The sequence below is a fragment of the Vannielia litorea genome, assembly GCF_019801175.1.
GTDB classification, from domain to species: Bacteria; Pseudomonadota; Alphaproteobacteria; order Rhodobacterales; family Rhodobacteraceae; genus Vannielia; species Vannielia litorea_B.
Genome location: NZ_JAHVJR010000001.1, coordinates 2,992,608 through 3,005,895 on the forward strand (window position 1 = coordinate 2,992,608; position 13,288 = coordinate 3,005,895).

A 13,288-nucleotide genomic window follows, 5' to 3' on the forward strand; every position below is an offset into this window, starting at 1 on the left:
CTTCGGCCCTCAAAGCCTCATCGCAGCCCATGCTGCGGTGAGGCTGCTCCAGCCCGCCAGACCCGGCCCAAGCCTCCATGCGCACGCTGCTCACCGTCCTCCTGCTGACCCTCGCCGCCGCCTCGACGCAGGCCGCACCCCGCACCCTCTGCACCCTCGTGATCGACGCGGCCACAGGCGCCGCGCTGCACGAGGCGGGCGATTGCGACACGCGCACCACCCCCGCCTCCACCTTCAAACTCGCCCTCGCCATCATCGGTTTCGAGGAGGGGTTTCTTACCGGCCCTCACGCTCCTGTCCTGCCCTTCCGCCCCGGTGACCCGGACTGGGGCGGCGCCAACTGGACGCGCGAAACAGGCCCAACCGATTGGCTCCGCTACTCCGTCGTCTGGTATTCGCAGCGCATCACCCACGCGCTCGGGGAGGCCACCCTCACCCGCCATGCCCGCGCCTTTGGCTATGGCAACGCCGACTTCTCCGGTGATCCCGGCTTCGGCAACGGGCTCGACCGCGCCTGGATCGCCTCATCGCTGCAAATCTCCCCGCGCGAGCAAACCGACTTCCTGCGCGGTCTGGTCACCGCCACCCTGCCCGTCTCGCCCGAGGCCATGGCGCAGACCCGCGCCATCACGCAGCGCTTCGAGGCGGGCGGCTGGGTGATCCACGGCAAGACCGGCGGCGCCTACCCGCGCCGTGCCGACCGGAGCTTCGATTATGCTGCGGGCTGGGGCTGGTTCGTCGGCTGGGCCGAGCAAGAGGGGCGCACCCTCGTCTTCGCCCGGCTCACACAGGCCCGCGAGCGCACATCGCGCTCCCCCGGCCTTCTGACGCGCGATAGCCTGCTGGCCGACTGGCCCAAGCTTGCGCCCTAGCGGCGCCTCGCCCGCCGGCCGGAACCGGGCGAGAGACCGCCCGATCCGTTAACACGTCGCCGTCATGCACATCTGCATATGCATAGGATGTGCATGGGATGTGCATCAGTTGTGCATCAACAAAATATAGCGTTAACGCCCATCCGGCCCCGCCGCACAGGCATTAACGCAAAGCCTCAGTTGACCGGCGTCAGCAGGTCGTTTCCGGCCAGAAAGGCGCTGATGTTGTCGCGCTGAAGCTTCGCCATCGCCGCCCGCGTCTCCACCGTGCCCGAGCCCTGGTGCGGCTGGATCACCACGTTGTCGAACTCGTAGAACCGCGCGTCGATCTTCGGCTCGTTCACGAACACATCCAGCCCCGCGCCATAGATCCCGCCGCTCTTCAGCGCGGCGATCAGAGCCTCTTCGTCCACCGTCGAGCCGCGCGAGATGTTCACCAGGATGCCGCGCGGGCCCAGCGCCTCAAGCACCTCTTTCGAAACGATATTTTCGGTCGCTTTGCCACCCACCGTGGCCACGATCAGGTAATCGACAGCGGCGGCCAGCGCCTCGGGGCTGTCATGATAGGTCCAGCCCGGCGTCTCCTTCTCGGAGCGGCTCCAGTAGTGCAGATCCATCTTGAACGGCACCAGCCGCTCGGCAATCTCGCGCCCGATCCGGCCAAGGCCAAGGATGCCCGCGCGGCCCCCGCTGACCTTGCGGTTCAGCCGATATTCACCCTTTTCGGCCCATGATCCGGAGCGCGCCCACTGGCTCGCATGTTCCATCTCCCGGCCGCACATCAGCAGCATCGCCACGGCAAGGTCAGCCACGTCATCGTTGAGCACGTCAGGGGTGTTGGTCACGCGAATATCGCGCTCCGAGGCGGCCGCCACGTTAATGGAGTCGTAACCAACCCCGAAGTTGGCGATGACCCCAAGGTTCGGCAGCAGGTCCATCGCCTCGGCGCCAAACGGCTTGTGCCCCTTGAAGCCCGCAGCGGTGATGCCCGCCCGCGTGGCTTCGTCGAGGCTGCCGATCTCGGTGGTTTCGGCCAGAAAAACCGGGTCGAACGTCTCTTTCAGCTTGGCCAGATCGGCCTCGCTGTAGTTCCCGATTGCGATCACCTTGCTCATGGCCTGTTCCTCCCCGGCGGCGCGTCAAATGGTATACCATTCCCTCCCACCGCACCGCCGGGGAGTCAAGCCGCTCAGCCTTCGCAGATCTCCTGCACCGACTTTTTCACCGCCTCCAGCGAGAAGACCTGATCCAGCCAGTCTTCCTTGAAGATCACGCTCTTGGCCTTGTCGATCGCCATCAGGGCGCCATCGCTGAACTTGCCCTCCGGGAAGATGCCAAAGGCAATCGCCAGCTCGATCTTCAGATGCCCCAGCACGAAGTCATGCGCCGCCGCCTCCGGCACCCCCATGCTCACCGCCCGGTCGGTCGCATCGCGCAACGCAAGGCTCATCGTGGCCGCCACCGTCTCGCTCAGCGCAGGCTCCAGCACGGCGATGTTTTCCAGCGTGCAGCGATGGCTCCGGGCCACCGGCGCATAGATGATCTTCGCGATCTCCTCGCAGAGCGCATAATGCTCCTCCGGCCCCTGAATCAGCGCGCAAACGATCCCCTGCGGCGCCGCGATCCCGCCGAAGTAATCCGCCTGCGCCTCCTTGGTCTCCTGCACCTCGAGGATATGCGGGTGGCAGGGATGGGTGCAAAAGTAGGTGATGTCATCGCGCTCCGGCATCTCCCCTGCATAGGGCGCCGCGGCGTCCAGCACGATCACCGCCGCGCCGGGCTTCAGCTTGTCCACGAAGCCATGGGTGATCTTGCCGATCAGCCGGTCCGGCACCGCCATCAGCACCACATCGGCGTCTGAAATCGCGTTGTCGCCGTCGGTCACGGCCTCCACGCCCACCTCGTCCAGCAGCCGTTTGCGGCCCACTTCTGACACTTCCACATGGTCAATCTCGAACCGCGTGGGCTTGAGGTTCTGCGCCAGCCGAACGCCCATCTTTCCCCCCGCACCGAGCAAAGCAACCTTGGTCATCTCATTCTCCTCCTGCGGCACCACCGCCGCGTTTGATCCATCCAAAATAATCGTCCGATCCCATCTGCCCGCCCTTCAGCGCCAGCTCGAGCCCGGCCAAATTCTCATCCTCCGAATGCGCCCTGAGCAGCGCCGCACCGGGGATCGTCGGGGCCAGTGCGGTAAAGGCATAAAGCCCCAGCTCGCGGCTCGCGTGGCCACTGGTATCCCCGCCCGAGATCACCGCCCGCTTCAGCCCCGTCTGCCGCAGCAGCCGCGCCAGCACCTTGCCCAGCGCCGCGCCGATCCGCGCATTCGCCTCTTCCATCCCGCCTGCCGGCACCGCCGCCCGCAGCCGCGCCACAGCAGGGTCATCCGGCCCCTTCGCGGTGTAGATCAGCGGGTCCCGCCCGGCTTCCAGAGCCTTGAGCGCCGTCTCATAGGCCCCCGTAGCCTCGCCCTTCACGGCGGCCACCGCATCCAGCTCGATCCCCTCGAACCCATGCGCCTCAGCCCATGCAATCTGCGCCGCCGTCACCGGCGAAACCGAGCCGGAGACAGCCAGCATCCGCTCCACCGGCCCGGCGCTCTCGCCCCGGTCCTCCGCAGGCAGCCATCCCTGCGCGCGCCAATGCTCCACCAGCGCGTATTCCACGCCTTGCGAACCGACGGCAAACACCGGCGACTGGTCCCACATCCGCTGCCCGACCCGGCCCATATGCGCATCCGTCATCGCATCGAATGACCAGACCTCCGCCTCCGGCGAACCGTCCAAGTCCTCCAGCGACACCAGCCCAAAGCTCTTGCCCGTCTGCTTCGCCAGATGCCGCGCCACATCGCTCTCATCCATCGGCGTCACCGGATGCCGTGCCATCACCGGGTGCCGGTCGAGCCGGAACACCCCGCCGGGGCCGGACGCAAACAAATGCCCGAAAGCCTGATAACGCCGCATCTTCGGCGCGGCGAGCAGACAGGGGATGAACGGCCCTTTCACCACCTCCGCCCCAAGGTCGATTGCCTTGCCGATCGAGCCGATCTCGGGCGATGAGTCCAAGGTCGAGCAAGTTTTGTAATGCACCACCCGCGCACCCGTTCCGGCCAGAAAGCGGAACACCCCCGGCAACTCCCGCTCCATCCAGCCGGGCGAATGCGAGCGCGCCGTGGTCGCTACCCCAACCGCCCGCACGCCGGGAAACCGCGCCAGCTGCGCCTCCGTTGGCACATCCAAGAACAGCACCGCAGGCACCCCCGCGAACTCCAGCACCTCCATGCTGGCCGCCGAGCCGGTGAAGTCATCCCCCACCCAGCCGATCAGGGTGCCGCCCGGCAGGCTCACCCGAAGGCCTCCAGCGCGCCCTTGAGCGCGGGTCGTGTCGCAGCATAGTCCTCCGCCGCCACACCCGCCTGCGCCGCCTCCCAAGCCTCCCGCAATGAGGCCACGCCTGCCGCCGGCCCATCCGGGTGCGCCATGATCCCGCCGCCCGCCGCGTGGATGCAATCTGCGTGGCCGACGCGGGCATAGGTCTCCGCCGCCTGCACCGCCGTCTGGCCCGAGGAGAACACCGGCATCGCCACGCAGGGCTTGTCCTCCCACATTGGCGTGCCGACCGAGAGCGCCGAGGCCACCACGCTGTCGTCCGCCTCCGAGAACTTGTTGCGCAGCCCGTTCACGTGCATGTGGTCCGCCCCGGCCAGCCGCCAGAGCTTGCTCCACGCAGTGTAGTCCCAGCCCAGCATGTCGGCCCGGCTCAGGTAGCCCCAGCCGCAGCGGTGCGCATGGATCGGCAGCTCCGAATGGCGCGAGAAGGCGAGGAAACCCGCAAAGCCCACCGAGTTCAGCGAAACCATCGCACAGGTCGCCCCAAGCTCCAGCAGCAGGTCATGCCGCCACCGCATCTCGTCCACCTCGCCCGTCAGGTTGAAGGCAAACATCACCTTCTTGCCGGTCTTCTCGGCATGGTCGTTCAGCACGCGCATCACCGCCCGCGCCCGCGCGTCGAACGGGCAGTTCGGCCCGTCGCTCTGCAACTCGTCATCCTTGATGAAGTCGATGCCCGCCGCGGCCAGATCACCGGCCAGCGAAGCCGTCTCCTCCGGCCCAAAGCCCACAGAGGGCTTTACGATGGTGCCGATCAACGGCCCTCTCTCCACGCCGCTCAAACGCCGCGTCCCCTCGATCCCAAACTTCGGCCCCGGATGGGCCGCGCCAAACTCCCGCGGCAGCCGGATATCGCGCAGCCGCAGCCCCGAGAATTGCCGCAACTCAAAGAGGTTGCCTGCCACCGTCGCCACGAGGTTGGGGATCGACGCCCCGATATTCCCCATCGGCCAACTCAACGTCACCTTCGCCCGCGTATACCGCTCCCCCGTGGCCCCACCGCCCAGCGACGGCTCGGCCACCTCGCCCACGACCTCCAGCGCCTCCACCCGCGCCGCCGAGCGCTCGCGCAGCTCCGGCGTCTCCCCCGGCACAGAAACAAAGGTGCCGGAACTCTGCTCCCCCGCCATCGCCTCCGCCGCCTTGGCCGGGTCCACCGGGGTTTCGATCAGGTAGTCCGCTTCGATGCGTTCACTCATTGGAAGTGATCCTGGTGATAGAGTTCATTGGCGCGCTCGAGGTGGTCTCGCATGGCCTTCGCCGCCGCGCCCTCATCCCCTGCTGCAATCGCATCGAGTATCGCGCGGTGCTCGGTGAGCGTCAGTTGCTCCAACCCGCGCTTGCGCACCGCCTCTGCGTGAAAGTCGCGCAACCAATCGAACACGCCGGCAGCGAGGGTCTCGAAAATGGGGTTAGCCGAAATGGCCGCGATGCGACGGTGGAACTTTCCGTCGATCTCAAGAAACTTCTCCGGCTCTTCCGCCGAAAGCTCCTGCGCCGCCAGCAGCGCCTCCAGCGAGGCGATGTCCACCTCTGTCCGGCGGCGTGCGGCGATCCGGGCCATCTCGGCCTCCAGCGCCGCGCGGGCCTCCTTCAGGTGGTCCATCGAGGAGGTATGCGCGAGCAGGTGCCGCACCCCGGTGCCCAGTTGCCCGATCAGCCCATCGAGCGACGGCTCCGCCACCCTCGGGCGCCCGCCATGCCGGATTTCGATCACGCCGCGATGCTGGAGCGCCTGCATCGCCTCGCGGATCGCCGGCCGCCCAATCTCATATCGCGCCATCAGCTCCCGCTCGGAAGGCAAGGCATCGCCCGGGCCAAGGCCGTCCTCGCGGATCAACCGCAGCAGACGATCCTGCACCTCATCGGCCAGCTTCCGGGGTTTTATTTGATCTGGTAAGCTCATCATACCAGTTGCTAGCGCAAGCGTCCGCACCGATCAAGAGCCTTGCTTGGCTCAGATGCCTTGCGCCGCCTTCAGCCAGCCCAGCGTCGGCTCCGTCGGCCCGCCGGGCTTGTATTCCGCCCCCAGCGGGGACTCCCAGCCAAGCGCCTTCAAGTGCCTGTAGATATGCGTGAAATTCACCTCGCCATGATCCGGCGCACCCCGGTCCGGCACCGCCGCGATCTGGATATGCCCGATCTTCGGCAAGAGCCGCTCCAACCGGTGGCTGAGGTCCCCTTCCATCAACTGCACATGGTAGCAGTCGAACATGATCTTCAGGTTCTCCGCCCCCACCTCGGCCAGAATCGCCTCCGCCTGCGCGGTGGTCGAAAGGAAGTATCCCGGCGCGTCATAGTGGTTGATCGGCTCGATCAGAATGGTCTTTCCCATTCCCGCCGCCTTGCCGCAAGCATAGCCCAGCGCCTCGACAAAGGTGTCATGGTCGCCTCCGAAGCCCGCCATCACATGCACCTTCCCGGTGCCGCTCGCCTCGGCATAGGCCAGCGCCTCGTCGATGGCATCCCGCGCCTCCGCCTCACGCCCCGGCACCGCCGAAAAGCCCATCTCGCGCTTCGCCGCATCGCCCCGCGAGGCATTGAGGCCCAGCATCTCCAGCCCGGTCTCGGCCAGCGCATCGGCCACCTCGCCCGCAGGCACCGCATAGGGCCAATGGCACTCCACCGCGTCGAACCCCGCCGCCTTGGCGGCCCGGATCGCTTGCGGAAGCGGCAACTCGCTCCAGAGGAACCCGAGGTTGGCCGAAAATCTCATGCGTCCCACTCCAGATCGAACTTGCTGACCAGCGCCTGAACCTGCCCGTCGTCGAGGCCCCGCGCGCCCATGCCCCGCGTCATCAGCGCCAGCTTGGCCGTGGCTTCCAACTCCTCGATGGCGTTGCAGGCCGCCTCCACGTCCTTGCCCGCCACCACCGGCCCGTGGTTGGCCAGCATCACCGCCGATCGTTTACCCGCCAGCCCGCGCACCGCCTCGCCCATCGCCGGATCGCCTGGCAGGAAAAAGGGCAGCAGCTTCACCCGGCCCAACTGCATCACCCCATAGGGGGTGAGCGGCGGCAAAAAGTCGTCCTCGTCGGCCTCCAGCATCGAGAGCGCAACCGAGTGGCACGAATGCAGGTGCACCACCGCCCCCGCCGTGCCGCGCGTGTCGTAAAACGCCGTGTGCAGCGCCATTTCCTTGGTTGGCTTGTCGCCGCCCACGTGCTGCCCCGCGCTGTCGAACCGCGCCAGCCGCCCCGGGTCGAGCCGGCCAAAGCTGGTGCCGGTGGGCGAGACCAGCAGGCCGCCATCCTCGGTGCGGGCCGAGATATTGCCGGTCGAGCCGTGGGTCAGCCCCCGGTCGAAAAGCGATTTTGCCAGCATGCAAAGCTGTTCGCGCAGGGCCGTCTCGCTCATGCCAGCATCCCCAGCGCATCGGAAAAGAAGCTCTCGGCCCCGAAGTTGCCCGACTTCAGCGCCAGCGCAATCTCCTCGCCACCGGAGACGCAGCCGCACCATGGCACGCCCGGCGCAATCTCGCGGCCCACGTCGAGCCGGGTCACGCCCAGCGCCTGCGTGACCGCGCCCGAGGTCTCGCCGCCCGCCACCACGATCCGCCGCGCGCCCTGGTCGCGCGCCTGCACCGCCAGCGCGGCCAGCGCCTCTTCGACCACTTCGCCAGCGCGGGCTGTCCCCAATTCGCTCTGCGCCCGGCGCACCGCCTGCGGCTCCGCCGTAGCATAGACGATCGGCGCCTTGCCCATGTCCTGCTTGGCCAGCCAGTTGGAGGCCGCGCCGTGGCCCTCGGCGGCCAGCACCAGCGGGTCGAGCTTGAAGGCCGGGCCAGCATAGGCCGCCACCTGCGCGCGCGTCATCGCCGAGCAACTGCCCGAGAGCACCACCGCGCCCGGCCCCACCTGTGGCACCGTGGCTTCACGGGCGCTGTCATCGAGCAGGCCCGCCTCGCGATAGAGCGCCGGCAAGGGCATCGCCAGCGCCGAACCGCCGGTCATCAGCGCCATGTCGCGGCCCGCGCGGGCTATGATCTCGAGGTCGGCGTCCGCCACCGCATCCACGACCACATGCGCCGGGGCCTTGGCCAGCGCCTCGGCCAGCGCCTCCGCGCCCCGCGCCACGGTGAGCCTGTCCACCAGCCCCACCTCGCGCGTAACCTGCGGGCCAAGCAGCCGCATCAGGTTGCTGTCGCGCATCGGGGTCAGCGGGTGGTCCTTCATCGGGCTCTCCGCCAAGGGCTGCTGCCCGACAAAGAGGTTGCCCATGAACACCGAGCGCCCGTTCTCGGGGAAGGCCGGGCAATAGACCGTGCGCTCCGCCCCCAGCGCCGCCATCAACGCCTCCGACACCGGGCCGATGTTGCCCTCTGCGGTCGAGTCGAAGGTGCTGCAATACTTCCAGAAAAACCGCTCCGCCCCGGTGCCCTTCAGCCAGTCGAGCGCGGTCAGCGCCTCCGACACGGCCTCGCTCACCGGCGCAGTGCGGATCTTCAGGGCGACCACCTCAAAGGGCGCATCGCTCTCGCCGTCCTCCGGCACCCCGATGCGCAGCGAAACCTTCGCCCCGCTCCGCGCCAGCAGGCCCGCCAGATCGGTGGCACCCGTGAAATCGTCGGCAATCGCCCCGAAAATGGCCATGCTATTCCTCGTGAATTCCGTCAGCCGTGAAGGCCCCGCCCTGGTAAACCACCTGCGGCGCATCGATGGCAGGCATCTCCTCCATCTGCTCCACCACGGCGCGGTAATCTTCCGCCCGGTCCTGCGGTTCCCAGCCGAGGAAGCCGACCTCGCGGTTGTCCCACCAGCCGGTCGCGTTGTTGGAGGCGCCGTAGACGATCGGGCAGCCGATCTTCGGCGCGCGGAACACGCACTCGATCAGCCGCACGAAATCATCGTAGCTCATCCAGCTCGCCAGCATCCGCCGGTTCTTCGGCTCAGGGAAGCAGGAGCCGATCCGCACGCTCGCGGTCTCGATGCCGAATTTGTTGTAATACATCGACGCCATCGCCTCGCCGAAGACCTTGCTCACACCATAGAGCCCGTCCGGCTGGGTCAGCGCATTGGCATCGAGCCGCGTCGTCTGCTTGTGAAAGCCCACCGCGTGGTTGGAACTGGCAAAGATCACCCGGTTGCAGCCGGTGTTACGACAGGCCTCGTATAGGTTGAACACCCCGTCGATATTGGCGTTGCGGATGACCGACCACGTATCTTCAATCGACCGGCCGCCCAGATGCACGATCCCGTCGCAGCCGCGCACGAGGTCTTCAACCGCCGCCTTGTCGCCCAAGTCGCAAACCACGACCTCCTCGTTCTCCCCGGCAGGCGGCATCTCGACCACGTCAGAGAGCCTCAGGGTCTTCGCCATATGTTTCAGGCGGTCGCGGCACATCGAGCCAAGGCCGCCAGCGGCGCCGGTGATCAGCAGTCGGTTCATCATAGTCTTCTCTCCCTGTCAGGACTTATGCGCATGGGTTTTCAGGAAGGCCAGAGCAGCCTCCCGCATTTCCGCGGTTTCGGCATGGCCGGCTTCCGGTTGGAAGAAATGGGTGAGCCCCTCCGGCGGCAGCTTGGCCAGCGCGGCTTCACGGGCGGCTTGCGGCGTCAGCGCGTCCTGCCCGCCGTGGGCCACAAAGAGCGGGCGCGGCGCGATCCGCGCGGCCACATCGCCTTGGTCGCCCATGCGGAGCAGGCCGGGCGCGGTGTACCACGGCCCGTGACGCGCATGGGCGCCGGTTTCGATCATGGGCGCGATATCGGCCAGCATGATCAGGCTCACCGCCCCCGCGACCCTTGGCTCCAGCGCGGCGAGCCATGTGCCAAGCCCCGCACCCATCGAGGCACCCCAGGTGAAGATCCGTGCAGCATCCACGCGCGGGTCAGCGGCCAGATGCTCAAAGGCCCCGCGCTGGTCGGCCAGCATCCGGGCAAAGAGCGAGCGCCCGTGCCACGCCTCGGCCAGCGACAGCGCCTCTTCGCTGCCCTCGGCCTGCCGCGTGCCAAACCCCGGCATGTCGATGCAATACACCGCAAAGCCCGCCGCCACCAAAGCCGGGCCGGGCGGCCCGCTTGTCCACCATGCGCCTTCGGTCAGCTCCCGCTTGCCAAGGCCGTATTCGCCTCCGTGGGCATGGCAATAGAGCACCGCCGGAAACGGCCCCGACCCTTCCGGGCACAAGAGCACCCCGCCCGCCAACGGCTCCGCCGGCGCCCAGCCCACCAGCTCCTCCAAGCGCATCAGGTGTAGCCGTAGGAGCCGTCAGGCCGCACGGGCAACTTGCGCTCCCAATGAATGTAACGGTCGGTCGCGAGAAACTCCTCGTCGATCTCCACACCCCAGCCGGGCCGGTCGGGGCGCAGCTCCAGATGGCCGTCCACCGGCATGTAGGGGTCTTTCACATAGCCCGCCGCCTCATCGGTTTTCACCATGTCGCGGGTCAGAAAGGCCGAGGTGCCCGGCAGCCGGTATTCGAGGATTTTGAAGTTGGGCTGCGCGGCGCAGAAATGCACGTTCACCGCCGTCGCCAGCGGCCCCATCGGGTTGTGCGGCGCAACGTTCACGTAATGCGCCTCGGCAATCGCCGCGATCTTGCGCATCTCCAGCAGCCCGCCCACGGCGCAGATATCGGGCTGGATGATGTCCGCCCCCTTCACCGCCAGCAGACGGTTGAACTCGAAGCGCGAATACAGGCTCTCCCCGGTCGCCAGCGGCACCTTCAGCTGCCGCTTCAGATCGCCCCAAGCCTCGATGTTCTCCATCCGCATCGGCTCTTCGTAAAAGAGCGGGCGGAAGGCAGCGAGCGCATTGCCCATTTCCACCGCCTGATAGGGCTCGAAGAGGCGGGCGTGGGCATCAAAGGCAAATTCCGCATCCGGGCAAAGCTCACGCAGCTCGGCCACCCATTCCTCGGTTTGGCCAACCACCCTGTGCCACGGCTCGGCATGAATATCGCAACGATAGGGCGAAAGCTTGAAGGCATTGAGACCCCACGCCTCCCGGTGCTCCGCCACATGGTCGGCCACCTCCGCCGCATCGGGCGCCGAGTAGACGCCCTGATACACCCGCACCCGGTCACGCACATGCCCGCCAAGCAGCTTGTAAACCGGAACGCCCAGCGCCTTCGCCGAAATGTCCCAAAGCGCATGGTCGATCCCGGCAATAGCCGCTAGGCCAAGCGCGCCGGGCGGAAAGCGGCTCTGCTGGAGCAGCTTCAAGATCAGCCGCTCGATCCGCGTCGGGTCTTCGCCTTCGATCTGGAGGTAGAGGTAATCAAGCAGCGGCGGCAGCGCGCGGTCCGGCCCGTGGTTGTAGCACTCGCCCCAGCCGGTGATCCCCTCGTCGGTATCGACCGCCACAATCACGCGCGGGCGGTTGCCGTCGCGCGACATGAAGCTTCTCAAGCCAGTGATCTTCATCCCGCAAACCTCGCTTGCTCCACGCCCGTCACGCCAAGGCCGGTGACGGCAAAGAGGTTGCCATCCAGCGCATCCGGCGCGTCGGAACCGATTGAGGTGACATAGAGGATGTCGAGGTTGCGCCCACCGAACATCGGCTTGGTCGGGCGCTCCACCGGCATGTCGATGATCCGGTCTACCTTGCCCTGCGGCGTGATCCGCACCAACTGCGCGCCGCTGATCCCGGCCATCCAGTAGCAGCCATCGGCATCCACCGTGCCGCCATCGGGTCGCCCCGCGACCTCGCGGGTGTCAAAGAAAACCTTCCGGTTCGAGGGCGTGCCGCTTTCGGTATCGTAGTCGCAAGCCCAGATGGTGCGCACCAGCGGGTTGCTATCGGAGTAGTAGAGCGTTGTGCCGTCGGGGCTGAAGGCAAGGCCGTTGGTGGTGTAGACCTTGTCGAAGAAGGGCGTTACCGACCCGTCCGTGCCGTAGCGGTAGAACTGCCCCAGCTGCTCCGGGTCGCCGCCGTCTTTCATCGTGCCGGCCCAGAACCGGCCCTGCATATCGGTGCCGCCATCGTTGAAGCGGTTGCCGGGCCGGTCGGCCTCGGGGTCCGTGAGGAAGGTCTTTGTTAAGGTTTCCGGGTCATAAAGATAAAAGCCGGACTTCGCCGCCACGATCAGCCCGCCAGCCTCCCGCCGGGCAACGCACCCGACCGGCTCGCCAAAGTCGAATGCCTCGTCGCTGCCATCCTCCCCGGTGCGGTGAATCTTTCCGCCAGAGATATCGGCCCACCAAAGCGCCTGGTCGCCCACGTCCCAAACAGGCCCCTCTCCCAGCTGCGCCCGAGCGGGCACGGCCACATCAACCGAAACTGTCATGGATCACTCTCCCTTGAACACCCGCCGCTCGGACGCCTCGATATGCTCGGCCATCGCCGCCCGCGCCGCTGTGGCATCGCCCGCGGCTATCGCATCAAAGATCCGACGGTGCTCGTTTCCCATTGAGACCTTGCCCTCCCGGTATCCGGTGGAGCCAAGACTGCGCACAAACTTACCGATAAAAAACATCTGCGTTCGCAGCATGCGCAAAGTATCAAGTATGAACCTGTTGTCAGACAACTCCGCGATCCGCACGTGAAACCGCGCATCCATGTCGATGGTCGAGGTGCCTTCGCGCACGCTCGCCTCCATGTCTTCCAGCATGGCCTCCAGCGCCGCAACCTCCTCGGGCGTCACCTTCTGTGCCGCCAGACCGGCGCTCTCGACCTCCAGCATCTTCCGAAAACCGATGTAGGCCGCGATATCATCGATGCTCTGCAAAGGCGCGTATCCGGCACCCGGCTGGTCACCGCCCCCGCTGATGAACGACCCGGCCCCCTGCCGCGACACGATCAGCCCATCTTCGCGCAACCGCGCAAGGGCCGCACGAATCACGGGGCGCGATACACCATGCTCTGCCGAAAGGTCCTTTTCCGCCGGCAGCTTGGCCCCCAGCGTGTAGTGCCCGCTGCGGATTTGCCCGAGCAGGCGCTCGTAGATCTGATTCTCCAGCCGCCGCGCGTGGGCCGCCTCCCCGCGCGAAGGCACATCTTTCGACACAGTATTCATTAACACGTTCTCCCGCCCGGAGATGTATCACGGGCCTCGAAATTACAACATGAGATAATTTGTTTGAC

The 13,288-nt window shown here is 66.8% G+C and carries 14 protein-coding genes; 1 reads left to right on the top strand and 13 read right to left on the bottom strand.

Translation table 11 applies throughout. The features are described from left to right. The first annotated feature begins 77 nt into the window (after nt 1-77). Nucleotides 78-872: a class D beta-lactamase gene (blaOXA, locus tag KUV38_RS14670; RefSeq protein ID WP_222470755.1), complete on the top strand. Its 795-nt coding sequence runs from the start codon at nt 78-80 to the stop codon at nt 870-872. A gap of 176 nt (nt 873-1,048) precedes the next feature. On the opposite strand, the gene KUV38_RS14675 is transcribed toward blaOXA, so the two are convergent. The 13 genes from KUV38_RS14675 to KUV38_RS14735 form a co-directional block, all read right to left on the bottom strand. Next, nucleotides 1,049-1,987: a 2-hydroxyacid dehydrogenase gene (locus KUV38_RS14675; RefSeq protein WP_222470756.1), complete on the bottom strand. Its 939-nt coding sequence runs from the start codon at nt 1,985-1,987 to the stop codon at nt 1,049-1,051. Between the two features lie 74 nt (nt 1,988-2,061). Beyond that, nucleotides 2,062-2,904: a phosphogluconate dehydrogenase C-terminal domain-containing protein gene (locus tag KUV38_RS14680; protein WP_222470757.1), complete on the bottom strand. Its 843-nt coding sequence runs from the start codon at nt 2,902-2,904 to the stop codon at nt 2,062-2,064. Between the two features lies 1 nt (nt 2,905). Then, a complete protein-coding gene (locus KUV38_RS14685) occupies nt 2,906-4,219 on the bottom strand; it encodes a four-carbon acid sugar kinase family protein (protein ID WP_222470758.1) in 1,314 nt (437 codons plus the stop codon). Next, nucleotides 4,216-5,460: a ribulose-bisphosphate carboxylase large subunit family protein gene (locus tag KUV38_RS14690; RefSeq protein WP_222470759.1), complete on the bottom strand. Its 1,245-nt coding sequence runs from the start codon at nt 5,458-5,460 to the stop codon at nt 4,216-4,218. The genes KUV38_RS14685 and KUV38_RS14690 overlap by 4 nt, the downstream gene beginning before the upstream one ends. Further along, nucleotides 5,457-6,167, bottom strand: a complete 711-nt coding sequence (nanR, locus tag KUV38_RS14695; RefSeq protein ID WP_222470760.1) for a transcriptional regulator NanR — start codon at nt 6,165-6,167, stop codon at nt 5,457-5,459. Before nanR ends, KUV38_RS14690 begins: the two co-directional genes overlap by 4 nt. Nucleotides 6,168-6,218: 51 nt before the next feature. After that, a complete protein-coding gene (locus tag KUV38_RS14700) occupies nt 6,219-6,977 on the bottom strand; it encodes a hydroxypyruvate isomerase family protein (RefSeq protein WP_222470761.1) in 759 nt (252 codons plus the stop codon). After that, nucleotides 6,974-7,618 (bottom strand): aldolase, encoded by a 645-nt coding sequence (locus tag KUV38_RS14705; protein ID WP_222470762.1) that lies wholly within the window; start codon nt 7,616-7,618, stop codon nt 6,974-6,976. Before KUV38_RS14705 ends, KUV38_RS14700 begins: the two co-directional genes overlap by 4 nt. Beyond that, nucleotides 7,615-8,853, bottom strand: a complete 1,239-nt coding sequence (otnK, locus tag KUV38_RS14710; protein WP_222470763.1) for a 3-oxo-tetronate kinase — start codon at nt 8,851-8,853, stop codon at nt 7,615-7,617. Before otnK ends, KUV38_RS14705 begins: the two co-directional genes overlap by 4 nt. Nucleotide 8,854: 1 nt before the next feature. Further along, nucleotides 8,855-9,652, bottom strand: coding sequence for an NAD-dependent epimerase/dehydratase family protein (locus KUV38_RS14715; RefSeq protein WP_222470764.1), 798 nt, complete (start codon nt 9,650-9,652; stop codon nt 8,855-8,857). A gap of 15 nt (nt 9,653-9,667) precedes the next feature. After that, nucleotides 9,668-10,450, bottom strand: coding sequence for an alpha/beta hydrolase family protein (locus tag KUV38_RS14720; RefSeq protein WP_222470765.1), 783 nt, complete (start codon nt 10,448-10,450; stop codon nt 9,668-9,670). Next, a complete protein-coding gene (locus tag KUV38_RS14725) occupies nt 10,450-11,601 on the bottom strand; it encodes a mandelate racemase/muconate lactonizing enzyme family protein (protein WP_315898634.1) in 1,152 nt (383 codons plus the stop codon). Before KUV38_RS14725 ends, KUV38_RS14720 begins: the two co-directional genes overlap by 1 nt. Before the next feature lie 23 nt (nt 11,602-11,624). Further along, the gene (locus KUV38_RS14730) at nt 11,625-12,491 is read right to left on the bottom strand and encodes an SMP-30/gluconolactonase/LRE family protein (protein WP_222470767.1); all 867 of its coding nucleotides are present in this window, start codon (nt 12,489-12,491) and stop codon (nt 11,625-11,627) included. Between the two features lie 3 nt (nt 12,492-12,494). Beyond that, entirely contained in the window at nt 12,495-13,220 is a 726-nt protein-coding gene (locus KUV38_RS14735) for a FadR/GntR family transcriptional regulator (protein ID WP_222470768.1), read from the bottom strand. Nucleotides 13,221-13,288 lie beyond the last annotated feature (68 nt).

Excerpts from the sequence above, each read along its gene's own strand:
- blaOXA (WP_222470755.1), top strand. The coding sequence starts at position 78 with ATGCGCACGCTGCTCACCGTCCTCCTGCTGACCCTCGCCGCCGCCTCG.
- KUV38_RS14680 (WP_222470757.1), bottom strand. The coding sequence starts at position 2,904 with ATGACCAAGGTTGCTTTGCTCGGTGCGGGGGGAAAGATGGGCGTTCGG.
- KUV38_RS14720 (WP_222470765.1), bottom strand. The coding sequence starts at position 10,450 with ATGCGCTTGGAGGAGCTGGTGGGCTGGGCGCCGGCGGAGCCGTTGGCG.
- KUV38_RS14705 (WP_222470762.1), bottom strand. The coding sequence starts at position 7,618 with ATGAGCGAGACGGCCCTGCGCGAACAGCTTTGCATGCTGGCAAAATCG.
- KUV38_RS14700 (WP_222470761.1), bottom strand. The coding sequence starts at position 6,977 with ATGAGATTTTCGGCCAACCTCGGGTTCCTCTGGAGCGAGTTGCCGCTT.
- KUV38_RS14715 (WP_222470764.1), bottom strand. The coding sequence starts at position 9,652 with ATGATGAACCGACTGCTGATCACCGGCGCCGCTGGCGGCCTTGGCTCG.
- KUV38_RS14730 (WP_222470767.1), bottom strand. The coding sequence starts at position 12,491 with ATGACAGTTTCGGTTGATGTGGCCGTGCCCGCTCGGGCGCAGCTGGGA.
- KUV38_RS14690 (WP_222470759.1), bottom strand. The coding sequence starts at position 5,460 with ATGAGTGAACGCATCGAAGCGGACTACCTGATCGAAACCCCGGTGGAC.
- nanR (WP_222470760.1), bottom strand. The coding sequence starts at position 6,167 with ATGAGCTTACCAGATCAAATAAAACCCCGGAAGCTGGCCGATGAGGTG.
- KUV38_RS14675 (WP_222470756.1), bottom strand. The coding sequence starts at position 1,987 with ATGAGCAAGGTGATCGCAATCGGGAACTACAGCGAGGCCGATCTGGCC.
- KUV38_RS14735 (WP_222470768.1), bottom strand. The coding sequence starts at position 13,220 with ATGAATACTGTGTCGAAAGATGTGCCTTCGCGCGGGGAGGCGGCCCAC.
- otnK (WP_222470763.1), bottom strand. The coding sequence starts at position 8,853 with ATGGCCATTTTCGGGGCGATTGCCGACGATTTCACGGGTGCCACCGAT.
- KUV38_RS14725 (WP_315898634.1), bottom strand. The coding sequence starts at position 11,601 with ATGTCGCGCGACGGCAACCGCCCGCGCGTGATTGTGGCGGTCGATACC.